Annotated in this window: 13 protein-coding genes; 2 read left to right on the top strand and 11 right to left on the bottom strand. The window is 42.4% G+C overall.

Annotated elements, in window-relative coordinates:
• The first annotated feature begins 348 nt into the window (after positions 1-348).
• Entirely contained in the window at positions 349-1,956 is a 1,608-nt protein-coding gene (locus tag F9Y84_RS11310; protein WP_147391300.1) for a hypothetical protein, read from the top strand.
• Between the two features lie 236 nt (positions 1,957-2,192).
• Positions 2,193-3,614 carry a hypothetical protein gene (locus F9Y84_RS11305; RefSeq protein ID WP_147391301.1) on the top strand — a complete coding sequence of 474 codons (1,422 nt, stop codon included), beginning with the start codon at positions 2,193-2,195 and terminating at the stop codon, positions 3,612-3,614.
• Positions 3,615-6,106: 2,492 nt separating this feature from the next.
• Here F9Y84_RS11305 and F9Y84_RS11300 read toward each other — a convergent pair.
• The 11 genes from F9Y84_RS11300 to F9Y84_RS11250 all read right to left on the bottom strand — a co-directional run bounded on the left by F9Y84_RS11300 (position 6,107) and on the right by F9Y84_RS11250 (position 24,068).
• The gene (locus F9Y84_RS11300) at positions 6,107-6,694 is read right to left on the bottom strand and encodes a Fic/DOC family protein (protein WP_125251962.1); all 588 of its coding nucleotides are present in this window, start codon (positions 6,692-6,694) and stop codon (positions 6,107-6,109) included.
• A gap of 585 nt (positions 6,695-7,279) precedes the next feature.
• Positions 7,280-7,471: a hypothetical protein gene (locus F9Y84_RS11295; RefSeq protein WP_147390761.1), complete on the bottom strand. Its 192-nt coding sequence runs from the start codon at positions 7,469-7,471 to the stop codon at positions 7,280-7,282.
• 220 nt (positions 7,472-7,691) lie between these two features.
• Positions 7,692-8,789, bottom strand: a complete 1,098-nt coding sequence (locus F9Y84_RS11290; RefSeq protein WP_128731794.1) for a hypothetical protein — start codon at positions 8,787-8,789, stop codon at positions 7,692-7,694.
• A 1,400-nt stretch (positions 8,790-10,189) separates the two neighbouring features.
• Positions 10,190-10,891, bottom strand: a complete 702-nt coding sequence (locus tag F9Y84_RS11285; protein ID WP_128731795.1) for a hypothetical protein — start codon at positions 10,889-10,891, stop codon at positions 10,190-10,192.
• 45 nt (positions 10,892-10,936) lie between these two features.
• Entirely contained in the window at positions 10,937-11,464 is a 528-nt protein-coding gene (locus F9Y84_RS11280; RefSeq protein WP_125251965.1) for a hypothetical protein, read from the bottom strand.
• Between the two features lie 47 nt (positions 11,465-11,511).
• Entirely contained in the window at positions 11,512-12,492 is a 981-nt protein-coding gene (locus F9Y84_RS11275; protein ID WP_147390760.1) for a hypothetical protein, read from the bottom strand.
• Between the two features lie 35 nt (positions 12,493-12,527).
• Positions 12,528-14,714, bottom strand: coding sequence for a hypothetical protein (locus tag F9Y84_RS11270; RefSeq protein WP_147390759.1), 2,187 nt, complete (start codon positions 14,712-14,714; stop codon positions 12,528-12,530).
• 8 nt (positions 14,715-14,722) lie between these two features.
• Complete coding sequence (locus F9Y84_RS11265; protein WP_125251968.1) at positions 14,723-15,109, bottom strand: hypothetical protein; 387 nt, start codon at positions 15,107-15,109, stop codon at positions 14,723-14,725.
• Positions 15,109-15,411, bottom strand: coding sequence for a hypothetical protein (locus tag F9Y84_RS11260; protein WP_125251969.1), 303 nt, complete (start codon positions 15,409-15,411; stop codon positions 15,109-15,111). Before F9Y84_RS11260 ends, F9Y84_RS11265 begins: the two co-directional genes overlap by 1 nt.
• A gap of 94 nt (positions 15,412-15,505) precedes the next feature.
• Complete coding sequence (locus tag F9Y84_RS11255) at positions 15,506-17,902, bottom strand: hypothetical protein (protein WP_128731800.1); 2,397 nt, start codon at positions 17,900-17,902, stop codon at positions 15,506-15,508.
• 25 nt (positions 17,903-17,927) lie between these two features.
• Positions 17,928-24,068 (bottom strand): hypothetical protein, encoded by a 6,141-nt coding sequence (locus tag F9Y84_RS11250; RefSeq protein ID WP_168756760.1) that lies wholly within the window; start codon positions 24,066-24,068, stop codon positions 17,928-17,930.
• Positions 24,069-24,136: the final 68 nt, after the last annotated feature.

Genomic DNA, 24,136 nt, shown 5'->3' with positions numbered 1-24,136 from the left:
AATGCACTCAAATGAAAATTTATTGTACAATAAAAATAAACACATGACAGCCTATTCATAAATAATCACAACGAGATGGGATGCAACGACCTAAATTAGCAGTATGATGTGTTAGCTTGGGATATAATTTAGTACGGCTTAATAATATTGTACAATAATAAAAAACTAACAATTAGAACAATAATTATGCGCGCAATCGATACATCGCTCATAAATACAACAAGTCCTTAAAAAACGGCTTTTTCTTCTTGATTTTTAGTGCCTATTAAGAATAGCATACTGACCTTAATACAGAGACGCGATAGTTTGCTCATCGCATATTAAATATCTTACAGACAGGTCTTATCCATGATACGTGACAAGGTTCTTGTAGCCTCCGTTTACGCTGGCACAAGTGCGCGCGCAACTCGCTACTATCTATCGTCCAACAAGCAATTTGACGTAGACTGGCATATTGGTAAAGAGGAAGCGCTACGCTGGTTTGCTAGAGCACGCCTGTCTGACAATAAAGTTTCTGATCTCAAACCATGTGGGCAACCAACTTATGAGACTCGTCGAAAAAAGCGGATTTCACGGCAAGAGTATTTAGCTTGGGCGTATCAAGCGACACATAAAACAGAAACAACAGCATGTTATCTAACCCCCAACTTGTTTTTTGATTGGCGAAATACACAAAATATAAAAGGGCTGACAGCTCATTGGTTAGAAATTGATACCGCAGGTCATACTCCACTCACAGCCAATCAATCATGGGAAATATATCAGCAAATTGCAGACTGTTTAGGTGCATCGAATTTACCAGCACCAACTAACTGGGTGTTAACAGGCTCAGGTGGCGTTCATCTGTACTGGCGTTATGATCAGCCTGAGCTGGTACAGAACAAAACCCATCGTTTCACACTCTTAAAACGCTGGAAAGATATAGCCGCAAAGTTAGGCAAAAAGCTTGAAACCTGGCGTATTAAATTAGGCTACAACGACTGGAAAGTCGACCATGGGGCATCAAACGACCCTTCTAGATTAATGCGTATGCCGGGTAGCCAACATAACAAAACCGCGCGAGAAGTGCTCTATCTCACAGGAGGACCTGTGACAAGCTTACAAATGCTAGGAAAAAAGCTAGGGTTTAAAGTGCCAATTACAACGGACGCTGCCACCGCACCGCCCTCTAAAGCAATGAAAGCGCATCATATAAGAACTCCCAAGGTTTATACTAGTATTGCGCGAGATCCCGCGGCTGACAAACTGGCTAAACTGGCAAAAGATTGGGAGGTGTACTTACACCGACACGGGCAAGTGGTTAAAGGTAAACGCGATTTAACGCTATTCCACTTGTACAATATTTATCGTCGGATAATGCCTCCACAAACTGCATGGGACAAGATTATTCAGATCAATGATAAGTATATCGGCTTTACTGGGCAGCAATTAAGCGCGTACCTATCAAGCTCAATAAAAACAGTATACCGATACACACTTAAACGGCTCAACGACATACTGACCGACGAATTAGAACTCCCCTTAAGTGTGCAGCTAAAGAGTCGAGAAAAGTTGAGTCCAGCAGAGCAACAACGTCGCCAATCTATCAGCGCTAAAAAAGTCAGTAAAGCGAGAGCAAGTACTACGTTAAATACCTTGGTGGAATTAGTGCTGAGGTTATGTAAAGCCGGTTACACCTTAACGTCTCTTACCCCCAACGTCCTGCTTAACCACTGCCAGATTTCCAGAGCTACAATTTATAGACACTGGAATAAAGTCATTAAGACTGTACAGCAAAGACGTCCGATACAACTAAAAGAATTACTCAAGGCTCAACACTATTCGTCTCATTCGCTCGGGTTCTTTATAACCCCCCCTAAATCGCGAAGCGGTAATAATGTTTTGAAAGAGCCTGCACAGCAATCCTCCATTAACTTATTAAGTGTTCATTGTGATATTCCGATACCTGATATTTGAATGTGTTTAGTTAGTTGGCCTTTGTATCACTCTCAAGCTAATTTATTCTTAAATTAATAAAGGTACCTTAGGATCCATAAGTAAGGTCATAAGTGAAATGCCTAAACGATTGCACCCTAGGCATTACCGTGGCAAGATACCGCCCTACTCTCAGGTCTGCTATACGTTGCGTTTTTACACAGAAAGCCTGAAGTTTAAGCTTATAAATATCGAATAAACTGAGTCTTGGAGTTTTTATGGGTGATGATAATAAACAAGGATCTTCAGCGCTGGAAAAACGACATCGACGTCGCTCTCTTCGTTTAAACCAAGAAGAGAATCAAACAAGTGCGTTGAATACTGATGAGGTGCAAAGTCGACCTCGCCGCCGTCACTTATCCAGTGAACGTAGTGATATGAATAATCAAGAGCACACTAATAGACAAATCTCCAGGCGCAGGACAAAAGGTTCAATAATGCACGACGAGGTAACAACACAGTTACCAACTGAACAAGCATTTATGCCACAATACCTAGGTAGTGACAATCATATCAATATAGGTAAGGATGAATGGCGCTTACTGAAACGAAAACTAAAGCGACCCGCTCTTGTATCTTTACTCAATGAACTGGTTGAGAAAAATAATATAGATGTGCCCTACCGCATGACTAGCAAAGAGCAAGCTTGGGATGACTTTCAGGCGCTAAAAGCTCTCGATGCAGGCAGTTTACTTCATGTTAATTATAACCACGCGCGTATGAGCTACCAGCATCCTATTTCACTATTAACCATTGATGTTGATAACACCGGTAGCAGAGCGACAGATCCGTACTTTCAAGCAATCCGCTTTACATGCAAAGGAAGTCGTGTAGGCTCCGCTACAGATAGTTGGAATGACCAAGAGTCAAGACGTGCCGTATTCAATCACATTTTGGATCAAGATACGCCCTTCATTGACAGACATGTTATACGCAAGGCGCTAGGCACAAGACGTTATATTGCCGCACAGTACAGGCCAGCAGTAGCGAAAGCAATTTTTCACTACTTTAAACCTAAATCAGTGATCGATATGAGCTTGGGATGGGGAGATAGATTACTGGGATTTGAAGCCAGCCCTTACCCTAAACGCTTTGTTGGTATTGATCCTGATAATAGAGTTATTCAGGCTGGTAATCTAATGCATAAACAATTGAAGCAACGCAGTAAAAAAGTTGAATTATATAATGCACAAGCAGAATCGTTTAAGTACGAAATACTTGAAGAAAAAGCTGATTTACTGTATTTCTGCCCTCCTCCATTTCACGATGAGAGGTATACTGATGAAGAGAGTCAAGCATATAAAAGGTACAAAACTGAAAATGCGTTTATTGATCACTTCTTAGTTAAAGCTGTTGTTAATGCTTGGCACATGCTCGAGGAAGGCGGTGTACTGGTCTTAGATATGGGTGATTTAAGAGGTTCCAAGCGTAGTGAGCCTATTCGTTTTGTTGATAGTGCGATAGATGCGATAGTTCATAAATGTCAATTTGCTCGATATATCGGAACCATTGGAGCAAGGATCAATGACCGAACAGTAGACGGCCAGTTAGGTGCAAGAATTGACCCTATTTGGATCATCAGCAAAGGAACACCATCAATTACAGAGCAAGCGCTTTTTGGCCGATTCACATCAAAGTAGTCTATTTAATTCAGCGCGCCTGTCGCGCTGACACGGCTTATAACTCCCTCTCTTACTAATCTAAACTTTATCACATCTTACGCATCACATAATGTGACTCATCGCTTTGTAATAGTCATGTTGACTTTTACGAGCGAAATGCTCATTTTCCTCATATTACAACCCTAACTCTCTTCATCAAGCATATTCAGTCAGGCTCTTGGTATTATCAGGTTTTAATAGAGCGGCTCTCATCAATATGTAGCTTTGCCAGTTTTGCATTGCAATCTTATTGGCTGAAGCCACTACGGATTTGTTAAATGGCAATCGCTTACGTAAATTTTTTACCCACTTACTCTACCCTGTTAACTTAGGGGTTATCTTCCGCTGTATACTGTTTAGCGACTAAGCAGAGCTATGCAGATAAATAACAGCCGTTATAAAAGTTTTATCAATAACACGGTAAAAAGTGACGGCTAAGATTGTGCCTATTCCAACCATGGTTTTTTTAATCTTTGGCATACGCCCTTTGTATTGCTAAATGCACTTAGTTCTTAACCCAGTACTTAAACTTGTTTATTTAGCTCGGTCACTTAGTCATACAAACTCGTTAAGTGTAGGCATAGTAAAACAGCCAGATTATTATCTACATTTTCTAAGATATTAGTTCTTGTCGTTGCATTATCTATGTAGGTACTTTGGGGGGTAGAGGTGTTATCGGCCAAAAAGTTTTCTCGCGTTAAAATAAATAACTTGATTAAACGAGGTAGCATTACTTTGTTTTAACTGTTTCTAAAAATAAAGTGTACCATTGGTACAGCATTGTTTTTTAAAAAATGATATATCAAGAGGGAATTTATAAATTGGTTTTTAGTACCTTGATTCTGTGTCGCGATGTCAAAAAGCATAGCAATATTCTGACCCCATAAACAAAACCCGACGCATAAAACGTCGGGTGTCACTCACTATCTTACAAACTTATTTCAAGTTTTTAGGTATAAAACTCCGCGAAGACTATAAGGGATATGGATCTCAATGTCGAACTTTTTATCGTGTATTTTGATAAGCTATCCATGCTTATCTGTTTATTTTCCCACTACTTATAGCAAGCCTGAATAGTGTGTACCAATGGTACGCTACTTATTTCTCTGTAAACATCTACACATGGGATGAAGCCGTTAAGTAGCCAATATTATTTTAATAGGTTTGACACTGACACTAAAATTGAGTGTACCAATGGTACGTTGCTTATTTCTTTGTAAACATCTACACATGGGATGAAGCCGTTAAGTAGCCAATATTATTTCAATAGGTTTGACACTGACACTAAAATTGAGTGTACCAATGGTACGTTGCTTATTTCTTTGTATGCGTCTACGCACTGGGTGACGTCGTTCAAACGATAACTCTATTTAAATGGATTTGGCACTGACTCCAAAACTAAGTGTACCAATGGTACGCTACTTATTTCGCTGTAAACATCTACACATGGGATGAAGTCGTTAAGTGGCCAATATTATTTCAATAGGTTTGACACTGACACTAAAATTGAGTGTACCAATGGTACGTTGCTGATTTCTTTGTATACTTCTACACACAGGGTGACGTCGTTCAAAAGATAACTCTATTTAAATGGATTTGGCACTGACTCCAAAAATAAGTGTACCAATGGTACACCAATTTTTTATAGTTAATTGGTAAATCTATGTAGTTAGCCTTCTATGGTTGTTAGCCACGTGCTCGAAAGAAACGAACTAAAGAAATGGAAATGTACCATTGGTACGTTTTCTTAATAAAGAGTTCAGCCTAAGTCTAGGTACGTTGATAGTACGTATGAGTAATATTTAGTTCCATACTCGACCGAGCCATAAAGTAGAACTTCAACGATACACAGTTCATATAGACGAACAATAAATTGACCTCATAGAACCACTTTTGCTTATCCACTGAGCCGGTATTAGCAACCGCCAAGCACATAGAAATTCCATAGAATGATGAGAGTAGGGTACATAGCAAAGATCTAAGCATTACGCCAAAGTAGGGTGGCTCTCTCAAAATACAAGCAGTAATGATATAAGCACGTCTATTAAGCTTGTCTAAACCAGCTTCAATCAGGTTAACATAAACTAGATAAAAACCAACTAACACAGTTAAAATAGTGAGTACTATAACAAGCTCAACGTAAAGTCATTTCGAATTGATAGCCAGAGGAAGAGAAGGGTGCAAGTACATTGACGATAACTGAGCGCGGCAATGGCATTGTTGACAAGATTTCTCACCTCACAATAGCTCTCTTAATCAAACGAGTTTTATAACTTACCATTAAACTAGTAGCTCAGACTCAAAAAGTATTATCTCCTAAGCGTCACCAAACACATTGTTGGCAGTTGATACTTTAAGGGTAACCTTTACGATACTAAATTTTTTAAGTATGGGGTGAATGAGTAAATACTAATAATTGAGTCATAGTACCAAGTTCATTCATACCTTATGCTATTTCAACATTAAATAAACTATTGAGTGGCGAGTATGAGGATGTGGTGTAACGGATTTAAATTTCCATAATAGCCATCGATATTTGCTTTGACCCATTCATCCTTTGATATGTCGGGCCAATTAGCGGGCATATCTAGAAAGAATAATAGTTCCTCGAAAAAGAAACGCTGAGCTCTACCATTCCCTTCTCTAAATGGATGAATAATGTTTAATTCACAGTATACGTCCGCGAGTTGAGCCAAAATTTCTGCTTTAGCTGCATGTATATTCAATGCTTGAACTTGTTGGAACTGCTTTTTTATTTCAACGTCGATACGAGAACAAGTACAAAACCGGGTATCTCCCTTGGAAATATCAACTGTTCTGATTTCACCAGCCCAAGCGTACACGTCTTGAAATAAATACCAATGGAGGTGTTTTAGGTGATTTAAATTAAACTCGTCAAGAGAGTTTAGGGTAGATGAATATTCACTATATCTAAAAGCGGTAAATTCTAACTCGGCCTCTGATAACTCATCTGCATTCGTAATATTAAGCTTATTAATTAGTACATCAGATCCAGGATAGCAGTAGCTATCCTGTGCAACACCATATTTATCTCGCATACTTTGCTTTTAGATCAGCGATCGACTTGCTTAAGTCTTCTTTTTTAAAACTCAGTCCTTCGTATTTAGAACTAATTTCAAAGTTGCTCATTTTAGGTATGAACGTTCGCACATTTTCTGTTTTTTTTACCGAAGTAACAGCCATAAATTCCCCCTTCTAAAGCCGTATAAGTATAACGTAGCGACATAGTTATGCCAAGGTTTGCACCTATGCCCTTAAAGCGAGGTGATAGGTCACTTGGCACATGTTAAGACTAGCTGCATAACTTTATTTCTTGGCTTGCTATCATCTCAGCTAAAATAAATATGACGACACAATCGAAAGACTTTTTGCCATACACTCTTTCAGTGCGAAAGAAAGTTATCTGAATTAAACAAAAGAGCAGGGAAATAGTTAGTTTGTTTAGACTCTTTGCGATATCTGGAAAGAGTGAGATCCGTAGGTGAATAAAAATAGGTAGCAAAAGAGGTAATTTAACCACTACGACAAGCAACACCTTTTTAAAAGATAGTCCGTCGCTGAACTCAGTAAGCTCAGGTATTTAAAAACCCAAGCACATACTATTTACTTATAATCAATTAAGTTTATTGGTTCATTTTATAACGCGATGGTACATCAATATCTAATGATAAATCAGCAAGTACCCAAGAAATAAAGTCATTATCATCTTGGCTCACTTTATCACAGTCTTTAGCGTTTTTTCGAAGAAGTGTAGTTCCTTTGTGTTGATCAGCATTCGAATCTACTAAATTCATATTCTTACACTGCTCGCCCATAATCTCCCTCCTGTAAGTAATCTTCAATCAATGTAGTGTGCACCACTACTCTTAAGTCTCATTTCGTCATGGTAGAATGTAAAGTCGAACCACACTTTAAGACAAACTAACATGCACCGCATTTTAATTTTTACTATTTAGTGAGTCAAGAAAGGGTAGGTGAGTCCTTGATCAGAACGCAAAAGATGAGCTCATACAGAAATTGGTTATTGTACAATAGCTATAATTCTTTATGCTCAATCACGGTTTCAGATTGAACTTTTCCAGTCGCTTGTACCATTTTGTTAAGTTTATTATTTTGTAACTGAGCAGCATTAAACTCCTCATGAGGATAAAAAGTGATCTCGTAATCAACAATTTCCCCATCTTTACGAATAGCTGTTTTAGTGAATTTTTGCAGCACCTTAGAATCAACTAGCTTATTGCATGCAGAGTTAACATCCCGACCACAGTTATTTAGTTGAGCACGAGATATTACTTCACTGGCTGGTAGTTTTCCGTAATCATTCAATAGCTTTCGCACGCGTAAGGAGTATGTTTTTCCCGCAGCAGCATAGGTAAATCGCATCATCAGTCTCATGTGAATATAGCGAGATAGCCCTTTTTGCATCTCTACTTGTGCAAATTGATAAGGACGATAACGCATCGCTTCAATTGCAGCATTGAGCAGTGGATGAAATGTTACATAGCACTTATCGTCCCTGTGGCCAGTGGCTTTGCCGGAGATATATTTTTGCGGAAAAACTGCAGAGCTAAACTCCTGAACATCTTGACCATTACCTGACAAGCTTCTGATCTGCAACGCACTTTTACTCATCACTTCAATGGCTTCTTTAATATCATCAGGATGAGCGCTTTTGCCTATTTTTTCGAGCTCTTTTTGTATTCTATGTACAGAGAAGTAACACCCATAAACCGGTCTATTATCATCTCTTTGGTATCGACCATTTGCTTGAAGTAAACCACCATCAGATGCTATACGCATGATCGCTGCTTCAACTTTTTCTTCCCTATCTCCAGGCCATATAAAAACTTCTTCTGTATCACCATCTTTACCTTTGCGCTCAATGGTTGCTGGTGACATTTGGATTTCGTAATCAATATTGTCATGGGTAGTTTCAAATTTTACGACAGCGGTGTCGACTTCTGAAAATCTTGCCCAATTCTTTTTTTTACGCAAAAAACGAGGGATACACGCTAAAAACTCAACTGCATTTGCATAGTCAATTTCAGTTCGTTGGTTAACCATACCGAAGAGGGCAGTTTTTTCAGACTCAGCTTTGATAAAATCATCTCGAGTGATCTCTTTACTTGACATTATCATGATCCTCATTTGATTAGTTTAGAACAGCGCGTAGGGATATTGGACTGAGTTTGCCGCAAAAAAGTCATATTCGCAAGCGACGTGCATAACCTCTGATCTATCTGATTAATACAACATAAGCGTTTGATAATTAATGTGTTATCGAGATATTAATTTTAACAAAAATTAGGATCTTTATAAAAATAATCAAAGGGATCAGTGGTTCAGGTTAAAAATAATCACTATGATCAGAGGTCCGCGAGATTTTGCATGACGTTGCGTTTCTCCTGTTCAATGATATCAAAGTGAATTTTTCATTAATAATCATGCAGTTAAAATTTTAGTGGTGAACTTTTCGTTGTTCTTGAGCTATAGAATTTAGACTTTACCGCTGATTTTTATGATTGCTATGATTTCATTGATTACTCACAATTATCAGCTGACCTATGATTCCAATGATTATTTGATACTACAGCGATTTTTAAAGGTTTTCGTACCACTGATTTTATTGATTACATTGATTTTTATGATCATTAGAATCAACTCAACCACTGATTCTAATGATTGTACTCATTTTATTGATCACTCAAATCGTGTAACACCTATGATTTTTATGATTACACTCATTTGATTGATCGTTTAAATCCCCCATTTTGAGCAGTAAATGGATTTTACTGATCAGTTAAATCAACTTAGACCCTTGATTTGACTGATTAGTCTCTGTTAGCACTAATCATAACCTCTGATTTTGATGATTAAGGTGATTTACTTATCTACCACTTATTTTATTGATTTAAACCTTTAAGCTTATGTTTTAATTGATAATTTTTACATTTAAAAATAACTACTTTAGACTTTCCCTGTTCTTATTGATTAATTTTAGTTCGTCAGTACGTATTTAGTAAGCAGTGAAGGGTGTTTTATTGACCGCAACTGTTAAACTTATTTTTTGTAAAAACAGTAAGTTTGGAACTTTGAATTTCTAGTGGTTAATATAGATTAAAGATCTTTATATCTACTTAGATCTATAGGTTAGATCTGGTTAGTTAAGGTTAGGTTGTTAGTAAGTTATTATATTATAAAAGGTTTTAAGGAATTTCGAATCATTAAGATCAGGGGTTTCGATCCTTTCAGATCAGTGGTTACCAATCATTAGAATCAGTGGCTGTGTTTTTTATCTGATTTTATTTCCACAAACTTTCCACAGAATTAGGTTCTTTATTCACAGATTTTTTTATAAATTTCATATTGATCAGTGGTCAATATCCACAGCAAGCTTAATTTTTCAGCTGTTTTACCACTGATTTTTTTGATAAATCAGTGGTGGGTAATCACATGGATCAGTGGTAAATGATCGCTTATCCACAAGCCTATATTGCTTACTTTTCTTCTTCGTTAACACTTCAAAATGATGGCTATGGCTGTTGATCTAGTATGCTTTGTAATTGACAATGCATATCATTAGGTACGTCGATATTGTTATAGTGTTTTACCTCCCACTCACCAAGCTGATCGATTTCGATGTTATGTCGATATGCTTGTAGCCTTGCACTCACAAGATCTTTGCCTTGTTGTCGATACACTGAGCAACCATAATCGTCTAGTGAAACGAAATGACGCTTGTTTGGCTGATTCATGATTGTGTCAATTTCGTGCATTATTAATAGGGTATGCTGCATGAATCCAAGCAATTGCTCGGCGCAGTAAGAAAAGACAGTTTCGGGATCTGGCTGAGAGATTGCACTGATCTGGCTGACAAACGCATCAAGTGCATTGAAATAGACTCGTTGCCACAGTAAATATTGTGCGCTGGTTTTTACTTCCCATTCACTCAGTAGCGTATTTTTGAGTTGCTCTGTGGCAATCTTTATCTGCTGCCTTACTGTGCCATCACATTGATCAACTTGGCTAAGTTCAGATTCTAAGTCGAGCAACCAACTAAACCATTTGTCATATAAAGACATTAATAACTCTTGGCTTTCAATATGAAAAGGAGGTTCGTAGCTGACCATTTCATTCAGTGAGAAAGTTTGGTTTGATTTAAATGTTTCAATCCACTTGGATGAATTCATTCTAAATGCAAGCTTTTTATGATGTGTACTTGGTGCTACATGCATTGTATTTTCCCTTGATAGAATGCAGCCCACTGATGTGGGCTGAGGTTAATTTAACGGTTTGTTGTAACGAGCGGCTGATGCGGCGACTAGGAGCGCTGAAATGTTTCTCAACTCAGTTTGAATTGTCGCTAATTGGTGGCTACTGTTTTGGGTTTTGTCCACGATGTTATCAAGCCAGTCTCGTACTTCTTTTTGCGTTTCGTTATGTTGATTAACGGTGGCGGAGGAGAGCTGCTCTAAAGCGTCTGGGTGCGACTTGATAAATGATCTAACATCCTCATGAAATCTGAGTTGATCCGCATCAAGATCTTTCATTAATTCAACAATATGCTCAAGTCGCTTAGCGGTTTCTCTATGCGCTTTAGTCAGTTCGTTGAACGTACTGGTCTGCTCAACCCAAGCGGGGAGTGCTTGTTCAATTTGTTTAAATAACGGAGACATTTTGTAGCGATATAGAAAGAACAAACCGATGATAAGCGCTGATGATAAAAACACATCCGCCATCACTCGAATTGAACCATCTTGCTCTACAACAAGTGCCCAGTTAAAAAGAGCTTTGATTATACTCTCCATGATACTTCCTTCTTGAGTAGGCGTGCTAGCGCTCGCTAGCACAGTATTTAAGCTAACTCTTGTCTATCGAATACCAAAGTAAGAGATAGATCAGCCATGGTTGCATCCACATATGCAGGTGTGAGTAAGCTCACTCTATCACCGGGAACTAACTTGGTTCTGGTCAAGCTTGACATACTGGTCGTGCCGTTAGGATCGACCGTAAATGTGCCCTTTTCAACATCATTTATGAGTACTTTGATAGGGTAGGGGGCGGCCGGCGGAGTATCTGCAAAACCAATAAATCCGCCCCAGTTATTTCTAATATAGAGTTCACGAGGTACCACAAACGTCAATAGTTTGGTTGATAGATCAGGGGCGCCCTGCACGAAAAAGGTCACATCATATGTTTCCGAATTGAGCTCTTGTAGCTTACCCGCCTCATCTAACGGAAGAAACTTACTTTTCGCTATTTCCTCTACAACAAAAACGATTTCTCGGAAATCTTCTCCTGCTTGCGCACTGGCGCGAAAATACCTAAATTTTGCAATGCCTTGTGGTGCTATCAGTTCGACAGATCCCTCATCGGATGCTGGCTCTGATTCTGGCACCGTAACACTCCCCTCGAAGATGTCATGCCAAGTGTGATCGTCATTACTACCTTGGACTACATAGTTTACCGTGGTATTGGCCGTAGATTTGAAGCGCACACTTTTAAGGTAGGCTAAACCTGTGGCATCATAGCTGCCGTTAGGGGCATTGACTGAAGATATCGCACCAGCCTCAATATGATACATCTCTTCTTTTCGAACAGAGCCATTGAAGAGCACTGTCAAATTACGATAAATGGTTTCGAGTTGACGCAGATCGCCTTTATCACCCAGCAACAACAAGGCTTCTTGGTTTTCTGCCTGTGCGGCATAAGATGGATCTGAGGTATCCAGTTCTACGACGGCACCCTGTCGGGTAACAACATAACGCTTATTGGCTTTTAAATACTGGCGTCCACCGCCTTTTCTGACCACAAATAGGTCATCAATATTACTCATCTAGGTATTCTCCTTAAGCTATGAATTCAACCGCATTAAGCAGTTACAACCTCAATTTCATCATCGACCGATAAATCGATATTTAGCGTAATACTCTGCGTCCCGTTGATGGTGTACTCACTTTTACGCAAGAGTTTCCGATTCAAGTAGACGGTAAGGAATTTGGGTTTGAGCGTGAGTGGCTCACCATTAACCTTAAAAATGTATTCCTTAATAGATGCAGACATCACGTACTCAACATCTGAGTGCTGCATATTCATTTCCGAAGCAATGGTGACAATTGGTTGAAACCCCTCGGCCGTTTTCCGTTCAACAACAGTGGCATCACCCGCAGTGTTAAACCAAATGTCGTTAATGCCAGCATCTGTATTTGGTGGTGGCTCATCACCGCCGAAAACCAACGTTTTATGCATGGTTTCACCAGTAGCAGTTTTACCTGAACGTAAGTTTGCTACTTCCACATGGGTAAAGTCATCTGATGGGTGTGGCCCCACACCTGATAAGTCGGGTAAATCAGCAATGTCAGCCATTTTCACACTTTGCAGCGCACTATTGATTTTATCGATCAGTTCATCAGTCAAATCATGGGTTGAAAGGCCTTTTCCCGGTACATTATCAACTTTGCTTTGTACTGACTGAGTTTGTGCTACCGCTTGAGCGAAGTCAGAAATTGTCTGTGCCGTCTGTGTACCTGTATGATTTGCTCTATCTCGATCCGCTTCGTGGTAGTGTAGGTGAGTACTTTCACCTGTCGTGAGTTGCTGGTGTTGTTGCTCGGTGAGCAAGCGTAGGTCATCTGTGCGAACAATGGCACGCATATCGCCATCGACACCAAGTGTCCACGCATTGAGAGTTTCATCCCATAAAATGGCTGCATTGGCCGAGTTACCACGCGTAATTTTTAGGCCTGCGTCCAAGGTTGGTTCATCAGTGGTGCCAGCTAATAGTGTAATAAATTGCTCACCAGAGGTAACATTGGTCGAGCTAGTTTCGGTGCGTGTACCTGCTACGTCTAGGTTTTCTGACACAACCAAGTTTTTAACAGTTAACTTGCCTTCTGAGTTTAAGTTAAAGAACTTACTGATCACAGTGAGCAGCTGTTCAGCGCCACAATTAATATTAACGTTGTCATCACCATTGCCAATACTTGCATGCTCCGAGAAGCTCACTGGTGCATTGAAAGTGGTAGTGGCGTTGATTTCAGCGCTGTTTGCAGCGCCACTACCCAAAACGGTATTAGCACTGACATTGAGGTTTTCCAGCGCGCCATGTACAACATCAATACGTGCGCCAGTAAAGGCCTGGCCATTGATTTCTAGAGGCGCACCGGTTTCATCTATTAACTTTAATTGACCAGTTGCTTCGTCGTAGCGTAATAGATACTGCGTCTTATTAGAGCCTGTCAGTATGATTTGTGCTGGGGCAACACCTGCGCTGGTTGTCCGCGCTTGAATATCTACTTGGTTAGCAAGTAACTTTCCTTGTTGTGTGCCTGGATCTTCACTTTGAGAGCGTGTGTCGACTGAATTTGCTGATATATTCGCGGCGTGTACTTGGGCAAATGGGTGATCAGCTCGACCTAAAGTTTCTTGATCGGTATTAGGTAATAAGTCTTTGATGACCTTGGTGTGATCGAAATCGGCGGTAAACATGCCATTAAATGAATCGATGTGCTGTGCGTGATCGGTTAGCGTTGTCCCTACATCGGTTCCGTCAACCATCAACCCATTGCTATCCGCTGTTACTTTGCCCTGTGCAACAGAAATAATTTGGTTAACGGTTAGCATTTCGATAATGCCATCTTCAGTTGCCAGTCTAGGGATCGCCAAGTCGCTATGGATAAACACCACTACTTTACCTGACACCGCATGACTGAAATTTAATTTAAACTTGTTTTTATCTATAGGGGTTGGATTGGCATGTAGTATATTGCCGTTGTCGTCATACACCATAAACACATACTCATCGGTGTTATAGTTATGCGACACTGTCCATTCGAAAGCGGGAGTTGATTGAAAATGGACATGGGAACTTTTTTTATTGGTTAATGGAAACCAAGTTTGCGTTACGCCGATCTTGGAATATATGTATAGGATCCCTTCGACGAGTGCAAATTGCCCAGGAAAAGGGTTCAGTGGAAAAGAATCAATTTGATCAAAACTAAGCGCTGAACGACCGAACATTCTCATATTCGTCATCACGCGCAATTCAGAAGTAGACATATCGTCTCCTATTTTTTAATTGGGTACTCTGGTTTGGCTGTATCGTAAGATGGACACGGTTGTTCTGCGCCTGTTCGGAAGGGGTTTTCTGTTTCCCTATCTATGTCAATGCCACTAAAGCGGCACTTACCATCAAAATTTGTGGCAACTTGCTGCAACAAGCTCAATAACTCGTATTGCTCTTGAACAAAAACCACCATGTCTTCAGCAGACATCTCATCTGTACTGTCGATGAATTGTTTGCTTTTGGTGTGCTCAAGCTTGTGTGCTAGGTGTGTTGGTACATCGACGGGCACCTTGCCATTATTTGATTTGAGTAAGAAGCGTTCAATCTGTCTTTGTAGCTGATTTATCCAGCCTGCACTTTGTACCGTTTTGACATCTTTCACCGTCATTATTTGCGCCTCAACACCGTTTTATTGATTTGGATAGCATTCAGTAAAAGCACGCTCTGTTGTTGCTTTTGCTGTAACTTGCGGTAATCCAAATGTCCTTCGTCAAGGATCAAGCGTTCAATACGCTCATAAAATCGGCGTAAGAACGTAATGGCTTGCGTTAGCTCTTTGATTGGCACGCCTTGCTCACTGAGCATGGCTGCCTTTAGCTCCGATAGTGCATCGTGCAATACATACAAAGCATCTTCGCGCGTTTTTAGAGCAACAACATTGACGCGGTAAAAACTAAACAAGGTTGACATATTTGCCTCCTTCTTCATATGTTGTACAACATAAATGAGCCGACAACTACGTCGGCCCATTTATGTGTGTTAATACAAGGTAGGCCGAAAAAACTTAAGCTGTCGGGTCTGCAAGTTTACGAACTGCTTGGACAGAGACTTTTACTCTTGCCGCTTCAGTTAGGTAAATCATCACAACATTGTCTGATTCTTGCTTGACCATGGTAATGTCGTTATAGAAGCGGGCATCTTCGCCTTCACCGCGCTCCACCCATACCATCACGTCGACATATTCAGAGTTTAGATTGTGTTCGATTTTGTGCTGCATCAGTTTGTTCTGTGACAGCTCGAAGTAAACATTATCATTAACTTGGTTTACGACATTGGTGATATTAGAGCGTACGCCACCCAGTTCAGATGCCATTTCTACATCTAACTTGGTGATAGCGCCAAATAGCGACGTTGTATCCTTGATATAAGTGTAGCTATCAACACTTTGCATGCTACCGTCTGCCGATAGGCCTGCTCCTTGTTTGATAGCGTTGTCAGCGTTCTCACGGGCAATCTTTTCAGCGACTAACTCGCTAGAGACTGCCTTTAATGCGCTATCTAAAAGTAGGCTTGCATCGTGTACACTCGTCGCGGTGTTTAAGTAGTTGCTGTCGGTTGCTTGCTTATAGCTTCCATCCAGCTCTAGACCCGTGCCTACTTGTGTTTTATCAAGCTCTAACTGTAGCGCTTGTCTTGCATTGTTATGTGCTTCTGATTCGCTGGATAGACGTTCATCAACGGCTTTAATTGCATCATCTAACGCTTTATCAGCTGTTTTTAAGCTAGTGACCGCTGTTAAGTAATTCGTTTCTGAATCAGCAATATAGCGACCGTCTGCCTCAAGGCCTGCAGCAATTTGGGTGGCGTTGAGTTCATTGGCAATGGCATTCACACTGTCTTGGAATGTGGCTGAAACCTTCAGGCCTGCATTACTTTTTTCTAGTGTATCGCCATCTATCTTAATCTGTAGCTTAGCCGCTGACGCATCTGACTCGGTGCTGCCGTCTTCAGTTGTAAATAAGCCATCGCCAAAGTCGATACCAATCTCATCAGTTGGAGATTCCTTAACACCAGCCCCAAAATTCAAAAATAGGGTATTGCCATCTTTTTGAATACCTGCACCTGCTGTTAGCTGGCCTGCGCCCGAGAATTGTACGAAAGTCAGCTCGGTGGTTTCTAGACTAATTGGGTTGGGAGTGCCAAGTACAAAACCAGCATTGGCATAGGTTGCACCTTCTTCAATGAAGGTGTGCATGCCATTAGTTACTTCGCCATCTGGCGTACCATCTGCGTCTATCGCGCGCTCAAATTCAGCTTTTGCTTCGGTCGTTTGGTCAGAAACCTCAGAGATAGTGACGACATAAATACCGTTATAAATCGCGCTTGGTGAGTCGGTACCATTTTGGCTTGCTGAGTTTTTGATAAGTACGCGGTCGCCACTGACGAGTGTTACACCATCAATTTGATAACTGTTATCGCCATTATCTTGAATATCACCACCGAGGTTGGCAATGGGGGCGGTTGTTGCGACCCGTACGGACTCTCGGACATCTAAGCCGGCACGCATACCATCGATGTATTTTAAATTAACTAGGTGATTGGGTTGCGTAGGTACGTGCGCGCTACTGATTGGGTTGGTACCCATATCGAGTGCGCCAGTCATCACACCGCCCGCAATATTTAGTTTTAAGTCATCGGCTTGCTCAGCGGCAACTTTATTGCTTTGTACCGTGTCTGTTAGCGACTTTATTGCATCATCTAACAACTCGTCAGCAGCGGCGAGAGAAGGCACTTTAGATGCGTTAGTAAAATCTTCTGATTTTAGATAATTTGCCCCAGTTGAAGGCGTATAATCGCCAGACTCACTTAACCCTGCTGCTGCTTGGGTTTTGTCTAACTCAGCTTGAATAGCCTCTGAGCTGACTTTACTGGCTGCTTTGTTGATGTCGATTTGATCAACCATCGCATCTAGGGCTGCCTTCAACGTGGTCGGTGCAATACTAAATTCACCTAAACCACCTGCTTTACCTTCGTAGCCAATTTTATTGGTACCAAGGCCTGCATTTTGCGCACCTAAATCAGCTAATGCTTGTTTGTCTGCATCAACAGCATCAATGATGGCGCCGATGATATTGTCTAGCGTGCTTGCTTGCGCTGAAAACTTCGCATTGCTGCCTTGCTTGCCTTCGTAACCGACTTTAGAAGCACCTGAATTGCCTGCTTCTTGAGATGCAAGCGCTGCTAAAAAGTCAGTAAACTCTTGGGTTGTTTGAAAAGCTATCGTTGTCAGCGCACCGCCTTCGTCAGTGATCGATGCCTTAAATTGCTTTTCAGCAGAGTTATACCACACGCGGCCTTCAGAAGCGCCTTGCGGATCTGAAGCCAAGGATTCAATAACAAGGTTTTCAAATGTTGCGCTATTTGCTAGCGTGATACCGTGAAAAATAGGGTAGTTAGCCATACTTTGACTGTCCTCTTACGTCGAATTATGAATAAAACACAACGTCAATGAAGCCGGTTAGGGCTTCGGTGAGACTCACCACAAAACTCATGTCGTCAATGATTTCGTGATGTGCGAACATGCGCACACCTTGACTGTTAAAAATTTCAATCGAGAAATCTTTGGTATTTCTCTCATGTTGTACAATCCACTGCGTTGATTGCTGAGAAAATTCAAATCTCAGTCTTTTTGGCAGTGATACTCGAGTCAGTATTTGTGCCATGCGGTCTTCGACCAGCTGTGGCACGGTTTCAGTTAATTTTAACGTGACCAGGTTTGGTATAAAGGTCGACTTTAATGTTTCAACCTCTGTATCTACAACGGTACGAACGGTGCTGTCTACCAAGTCAGGAACTGCTTCTTGGAGCGCAGCTTGTACTTCATTCAATGCGTATTCAGGTACTATGAGCTCGATAAAAGGTGACACCGTTGTGTCGACATACTCTTGTACAATACCTTGCGCAAGCGCGGTTACATTGTCTTGAAAGTATGCGGCAATACTGCCTTCATCTTTTAGACCCTCATTGATCTTGAACTCAACTAAACTCGGTAATTCTGAGGTTATCGCGCCAAATGCCTTATCAACCTCACCGCTCACAAATAGTGGAAGTTGATTAGATATCTCTAATTGTACAACAGTAGAGAGAATATCGGGTAGTTGTTTGTCTACTTCCTGTGCTATTTTTGGAACGACGGATCCGTTGATGTGTGTATCGATCTGTGCCGCAGTCTTTGATGCGATAATGGGCCACAATGTATCTTCATTTAGCTGAGCATCAATCATATCCGGAACAGTGATCGCGTCGACAGTCGCGGCTATTTCTTGGATCTGTTCTTGAGTCCAATGGTTACCCAAGTTAATACTATCGATGGCTTGGCTCAGCTCCGTGCGATACGTCTCAGTGATTGACTGGGCTAGGTTTGATAGCGCGTCTGCAACGGTCTGTTCGCCAAAAGTGCCGAGCTTTTCGTTAAGCTTGTCCTCTACAATGCCTGGAACTGTAACATTGTCGACGGCTGCTGCAATCTCCTCTATTTGAGCTTGGCTCCATATTCCTTGACCAATATTCTCAATTGCTTGGGCTATTTCAGCCCGATAGGCCTCAGTTACGGTTGCTTGTAACGCGCTGAGATCATCGACAAGTGCTGCTTGGGCAAGTGGCGCAAGTTTTTCCTCAAGTTGTGTGTCGACAATGCCTGGCACGACTATGTGGTCTATTGCCGCTGCAATGTCTTCAATCTGTGCTTGAGTCCACTGATTGCCTTGGCCCATATTTTCGATGGCTTGCGCGATTTCAGCTCTGTAAGCGTCGGTGATGGAAGTTTGCAGGGCGTTCAGATTGTTTTCAACAGCAGCCTGAGCCAGTGGAGCAACTCTCGCGGGCAGTTGTGCATCAAGCATGTCTGGCACGGTGACACTGTCGACTGCTGCGGCAATTTCTTCAATTTGAGCCTGGCTCCATGCACCCTGAGCAATCTGCTCAATAGCTTCGTTTATCTCGGTGCGGTACGCCTGCGTGATAGACTGACTAATAGCAGATAATGTATCGGCAACCGTTTGTTCTCCCAGATCACCTAACCTTTCGGCAAGTATAGTCGCCACAATGTCTGGGACGGTGATGTTGTCAACAGCAGCGGCGATTTCCTCGATTTGAGCCTGGTTCCAGATCCCCTGTCCCATGCTCTCAATTGCCTGAGCGATATCAGCTTTGTAGGCTTCGGTGACGGCTGCCTGTAAGGCATTGAGGTCGTCGACAAGCGCTGCTTGAGCTAGAGGCGCTACTTTTAAAGTGAGCTGTGTGTCGACAATATCCGGTACCGTGACGATGTCGACGTTGGCGGCAATGTCCTCAATCTGTGCTTGAGTCCATTGGGTGCCTTGAGCAATGCTATCAATCGCTTGTGTGATTTCTGCTTGGTAAGCCGCGGTGACAGATGCCACTAATGCGCTCAAATCATCAGCAAGGGCAGCTTTGGCTAAGGGTGCAACTTTTGCGCTTAACTGTGTGTCAATGATCTGGGGAACGTTAATAGAATCGACATTGGCGGCAATGTTTTCTATCTGTGTCTGCGTCCAACTGTTGCCTAAGTCAATGCTCTCAATTGCCTGATTTATCTCAGTTCGGTAGCTGGTTGTGAGCGACTGAGCCATTGTCGAGAGTGCATCTGCAACGGTTTGTTCACCCAACGTACCGAGCTTGGCATTGAGGTGATTATCCACAATCTCTGGTACGGTGATAGTATCGACATTAGCGGCGATGTCTTCAATCTGCCCTTGCGTCCAATTGTTAATTTGATCAATGCCTTGATTTATCTCCGCGCGGTAGGTTTGGGTGATGGACTGCGCCATAGCAAAAAGCGCATCAGCAACAGTTTGATCCCCAAGTTCGCCAAGTTTTGCATTTAATTGATTATCAACAATGCTTGGCACGGTGATAGCATCAACTGCGGCGGCAATGCTTTCGATTTGTTCTTGGTTCCAGCTATTGCCTTGACTGATACTGTCAAGCGCCTGTGTAATGGCGGTATTGTATGCTTCGGTCACCGCGCTCTCCAGCGCGAGTAAATCATCGGCAAGGGCGACTTTGGCCAGAGGAGCGACCTTCAAACTCAGCTGAGCATCTACAATATCTGGTACCGTGACCGTGTCGACGTTGGCGGCAATGTCCTCAATCTGTGCCTGTGTCCACTGGTTGCCTTGATCAATGCTATCAATCGCTTGTGTGATTTCTGCTTGGTAAGCTGCAGTGACGGACGCCACCAATGCGTTCAAGTCATCAGCTAGCGCAGCTTTAGCTAGGGGCGCGACTTTTGAACTTAACTGGGTGTCAATGAGCTGGGGAACGGTGATAGAATCGACGTTGGCGGCAATGTCCTCAATCTGTGCCTGCGTCCACTGATTGCCTTGTTCTATGCTATCAATCGCTTGTGTGATTTCTGCTTGGTAAGCCGCAGTGACGGACGCCACCAATGCGTTCAAGTCATCAGCCAGCGCAGCTTTGGCCAAGGGGGCAACTTTTGCGCTTAACTGAGTGTCAATGAGCTGGGGAACGTTAACTGAGTCGACATTAGCGGCAATGTTTTCTATTTGAGCCTGTGTCCAGCTGTTGCCTAGGTCAATACTCTCAATTGCCTGATTTATCTCAGTTCGATAGCTGGTCGTGATCGATTGAGCCATTGCGAAGAGTGCATCTGCAACGGTTTGTTCTCCCAACGTACCAAGCTTGGCATTGAGGTGATTATTGACGATATCTGGTACGGTGATAGTATCGACATTAGCGGCAATGCTTTCTATCTGTGCTTGTGTCCAATTACTACCTTGGTTGATATTGTCAATTGCCTGGACAATTGCCGCGGTATACGCTTCGGTTACTGAGTTCTCCAGTTGATATAGATCGTCAGCAATGGCCGCTTTGGCCAAGGGGGCGACTTTTAGGTTCAGCTGAGTATCAACGATATCTGGTACGTTAATATTGTCGACCGCTGCGGCAATCTCTTCGATCTGTCCTTGCGTCCAGCTACTACTTTGCCCTATATCTTCAATGGCTTGGTTTATCTCGGCGCGATAGCTAGTCGTGATAGACTGGGTCATGGCCGAAAGTGCGTCGGCAACGGTATTGTCGCCAAGAGCGCCTAATTTTGCGCTGAGTTGATTATCAACAATGTCAGAGGTGATAGCAGTACTTACCGCCGCAGCAATATTTTCTATTTGCGATTGAGTCCAACTATCGTCTGGCTCTATCCCCTGAAGAGCTTGTGCGATTTCGGCTCTATAGGCTTCGGTGACAGAAGCTTGCAATGCGTTAAGGCTGTCTTCAATTGCTGTGATAGCAAGTGGTGCCACTTTCAAATTAAGCTGTGCATCAACAATATCTGGGACAGTAACCATGTCGATGTTAGCGGCAATCTCTTCTATCTGTGCCTGTGTCCAATTGTTACTTTGGCTGATATTATCAACCGCTTGCGTAATTGCCGCGGTGTACGCTTCGGTTACAGCGGTCTCCAGTTGATATAGATCGCTCGCAAGAGCCGCTTTAGCTAAAGGTGCGACTTTTAAACTCAGCTGAGTGTCAACAATGTCAGGTACGATAATGTTGTCGACGGCTGCAGCAATTTCTTCGATCTGTCCTTGTGTCCAGCTATTGCTTTGCCCAATACTCTCAATGGCTTGGCTTATCTCGTTGCGGTAGTCAGTCGTGATAGACTGCGCCATGGCCGACAGCGCGTCAGCAACGGTATTGTCGCCGAGGGAGCCCAATTTGGTGCTCAATTGATTTGCAACAATATCCGGCACCGTGACGTTATCAACCGCCGCTGCGATTTCTTGAATTTGCGCTTCGCTCCAACCGCCACTTTGGTCAATGCCGGCGATGGCTTGGGCGATTTCTGTCTGGTAGGCGTCAGTGACACTGGCTTGCAAAGCATTGAGGTCATCGGCAAGGGCGGCTTTGGCCATTGGTGCAACTTTTAAGTTCAATTGCGTGTCGACGATTTCTGGCACCGTGACGTTATCAACCGCTGCTGCTATTTCTTGAATTTGCGCTTCGCTCCAACCGCCACTTTGGTCAATGCCGGCGATGGCTTGGGCAATTTCTGTCTGGTAGGCGTCAGTGACACTGAGTTGCAAAGCATTGAGGTCATCGGCAAGGGCAGCTTTGGCCATTGGCGCGACTTTTAAAGTCAACTGTGTGTCGACGATTTCTGGCACCGTGACGTTATCAACCGCTGCTGCTATTTCTTGAATTTGTGCTTCGCTCCACCTGCCACTTTGGTCAATGCCGGCGATGGCTTGGGCAATTTCTATCTGGTAGGCGTCAGTGACACTGAGTTGCAAAGCATTGAGGTCGTCGGCAAGGGCAGCTTTGGCCATTGGCGCGACTTTTAAAGTCAACTGTGTGTCGACGATTTCTGGCACCGTGACGTTATCAACCGCCGCTGCGATTTCTTGAATTTGTGCTTCGCTCCACCTGCCACTTTGGTCAATGCCGGCGATGGCTTGGGCTATTTCTATCTGGTAGGCGTCAGTGACACTGGCTTGCAACGCGTTGAGGTCATCGGCAAGGGCAGCTTTGGCCATTGGCGCGACTTTTAAATTCAGTTGTGTGTCGACGATTTCTGGCACCGTGACGTTATCCACTGTCGCGGCAATTTCTTGAATTTGTGCTTCGCTCCACCTGCCACTTTGGTCAATGCCGGCGATGGCTTGGGCAATTTCTATCTGGTAGGCGTCGGTGACACTGGCTTGCAAAGCATTGAGGTCGTCGGCAAGGGCAGCTTTGGCCATTGGCGCGACTTTTAAATTCAGTTGTGTATCGACAATATCCGGTACGACAATGTTATCGACTTCGGCGGCAATATTTTGAATTTGCGCTTCGGTCCAACTGTTACCTGGATCGATGCTCTCAATAGCTCGAGCGATTGCGGTTGTATAATCATTTGTGATTGATTGCGCAAACGCCGCTAAGTCATCTTGAATTGCAGAGGACACAGCTGGCGCTACCTGAACCTCTAACGCAGTACTGACTTGTTGTTCAACTCTAGGAAATACGTATTCATCAGAAAAATAAGCTAATTTTTCGCCAAGCGATATATCAATAAAATAATCAATAGCATCTGGTAGTATTTGGTTGAGCCTAGCTTCAACTACTTGCTCAGCTGTGTACTCTAAGCTTAGGTTTATTAAACGATAGGTTTCGTCTATATAGTTTTTTACATCGCCAACAAGCGCGGGAGTTTTAAGGAGCTCAGGCTCTGGAAAATTGGCTAAATTGTCTATCGAAGATAGAGATAACGCGTTGTGAATAACAGGGCTTTGGGCAAATTGAGTTGGATTAACGCCTGAAAAAGTAACATGTCCTTTGTACTCAATATTTGCGGTAGGGCTTAGTATCTGGTTAAAAAAATTATTTACATACTGTTTAACGCTATACGCGTTGACCGCGTATTTGGCATTTTCGAGTGCACCTAAATCAACATCAAGGTTGAAAATAACGGTATTGTGATAGGTTTGGGTTCCAAAATATTCTTGATCTTGCTCTTTAAGCTGCTTTGTTGCTGACGCGATTAATGCAGCTCGTTCCTCTTGCAAAATTTGAGAACTTAGATTCCCGTAATCTAGCGTGGTCATCTCGCAAACTCTCACTCAACTTTGCGTCTTAGTGACGCATGCTCATAAACAAAGGCGGCAATCTATAC

It is taken from the genome of Pseudoalteromonas peptidolytica, from assembly GCF_012641745.1.
Taxonomy (GTDB): domain Bacteria; phylum Pseudomonadota; class Gammaproteobacteria; order Enterobacterales; family Alteromonadaceae; genus Pseudoalteromonas; species Pseudoalteromonas peptidolytica.
Note: the sequence above shows the minus strand (reverse complement) of the source record. Positions and strands in the feature narration are given on the sequence as shown.

Excerpts from the sequence above, each read along its gene's own strand:
- F9Y84_RS11265 (WP_125251968.1), bottom strand. The coding sequence starts at position 15,109 with ATGACGGTGAAAGATGTCAAAACGGTACAAAGTGCAGGCTGGATAAAT.
- F9Y84_RS11275 (WP_147390760.1), bottom strand. The coding sequence starts at position 12,492 with ATGAGTAATATTGATGACCTATTTGTGGTCAGAAAAGGCGGTGGACGC.
- F9Y84_RS11280 (WP_125251965.1), bottom strand. The coding sequence starts at position 11,464 with ATGGAGAGTATAATCAAAGCTCTTTTTAACTGGGCACTTGTTGTAGAG.
- F9Y84_RS11260 (WP_125251969.1), bottom strand. The coding sequence starts at position 15,411 with ATGTCAACCTTGTTTAGTTTTTACCGCGTCAATGTTGTTGCTCTAAAA.
- F9Y84_RS11255 (WP_128731800.1), bottom strand. The coding sequence starts at position 17,902 with ATGGCTAACTACCCTATTTTTCACGGTATCACGCTAGCAAATAGCGCA.
- F9Y84_RS11295 (WP_147390761.1), bottom strand. The coding sequence starts at position 7,471 with ATGGGCGAGCAGTGTAAGAATATGAATTTAGTAGATTCGAATGCTGAT.
- F9Y84_RS11300 (WP_125251962.1), bottom strand. The coding sequence starts at position 6,694 with ATGCGAGATAAATATGGTGTTGCACAGGATAGCTACTGCTATCCTGGA.
- F9Y84_RS11290 (WP_128731794.1), bottom strand. The coding sequence starts at position 8,789 with ATGTCAAGTAAAGAGATCACTCGAGATGATTTTATCAAAGCTGAGTCT.
- F9Y84_RS11250 (WP_168756760.1), bottom strand. The coding sequence starts at position 24,068 with ATGACCACGCTAGATTACGGGAATCTAAGTTCTCAAATTTTGCAAGAG.
- F9Y84_RS11305 (WP_147391301.1), top strand. The coding sequence starts at position 2,193 with ATGGGTGATGATAATAAACAAGGATCTTCAGCGCTGGAAAAACGACAT.
- F9Y84_RS11270 (WP_147390759.1), bottom strand. The coding sequence starts at position 14,714 with ATGTCTACTTCTGAATTGCGCGTGATGACGAATATGAGAATGTTCGGT.
- F9Y84_RS11310 (WP_147391300.1), top strand. The coding sequence starts at position 349 with ATGATACGTGACAAGGTTCTTGTAGCCTCCGTTTACGCTGGCACAAGT.
- F9Y84_RS11285 (WP_128731795.1), bottom strand. The coding sequence starts at position 10,891 with ATGCATGTAGCACCAAGTACACATCATAAAAAGCTTGCATTTAGAATG.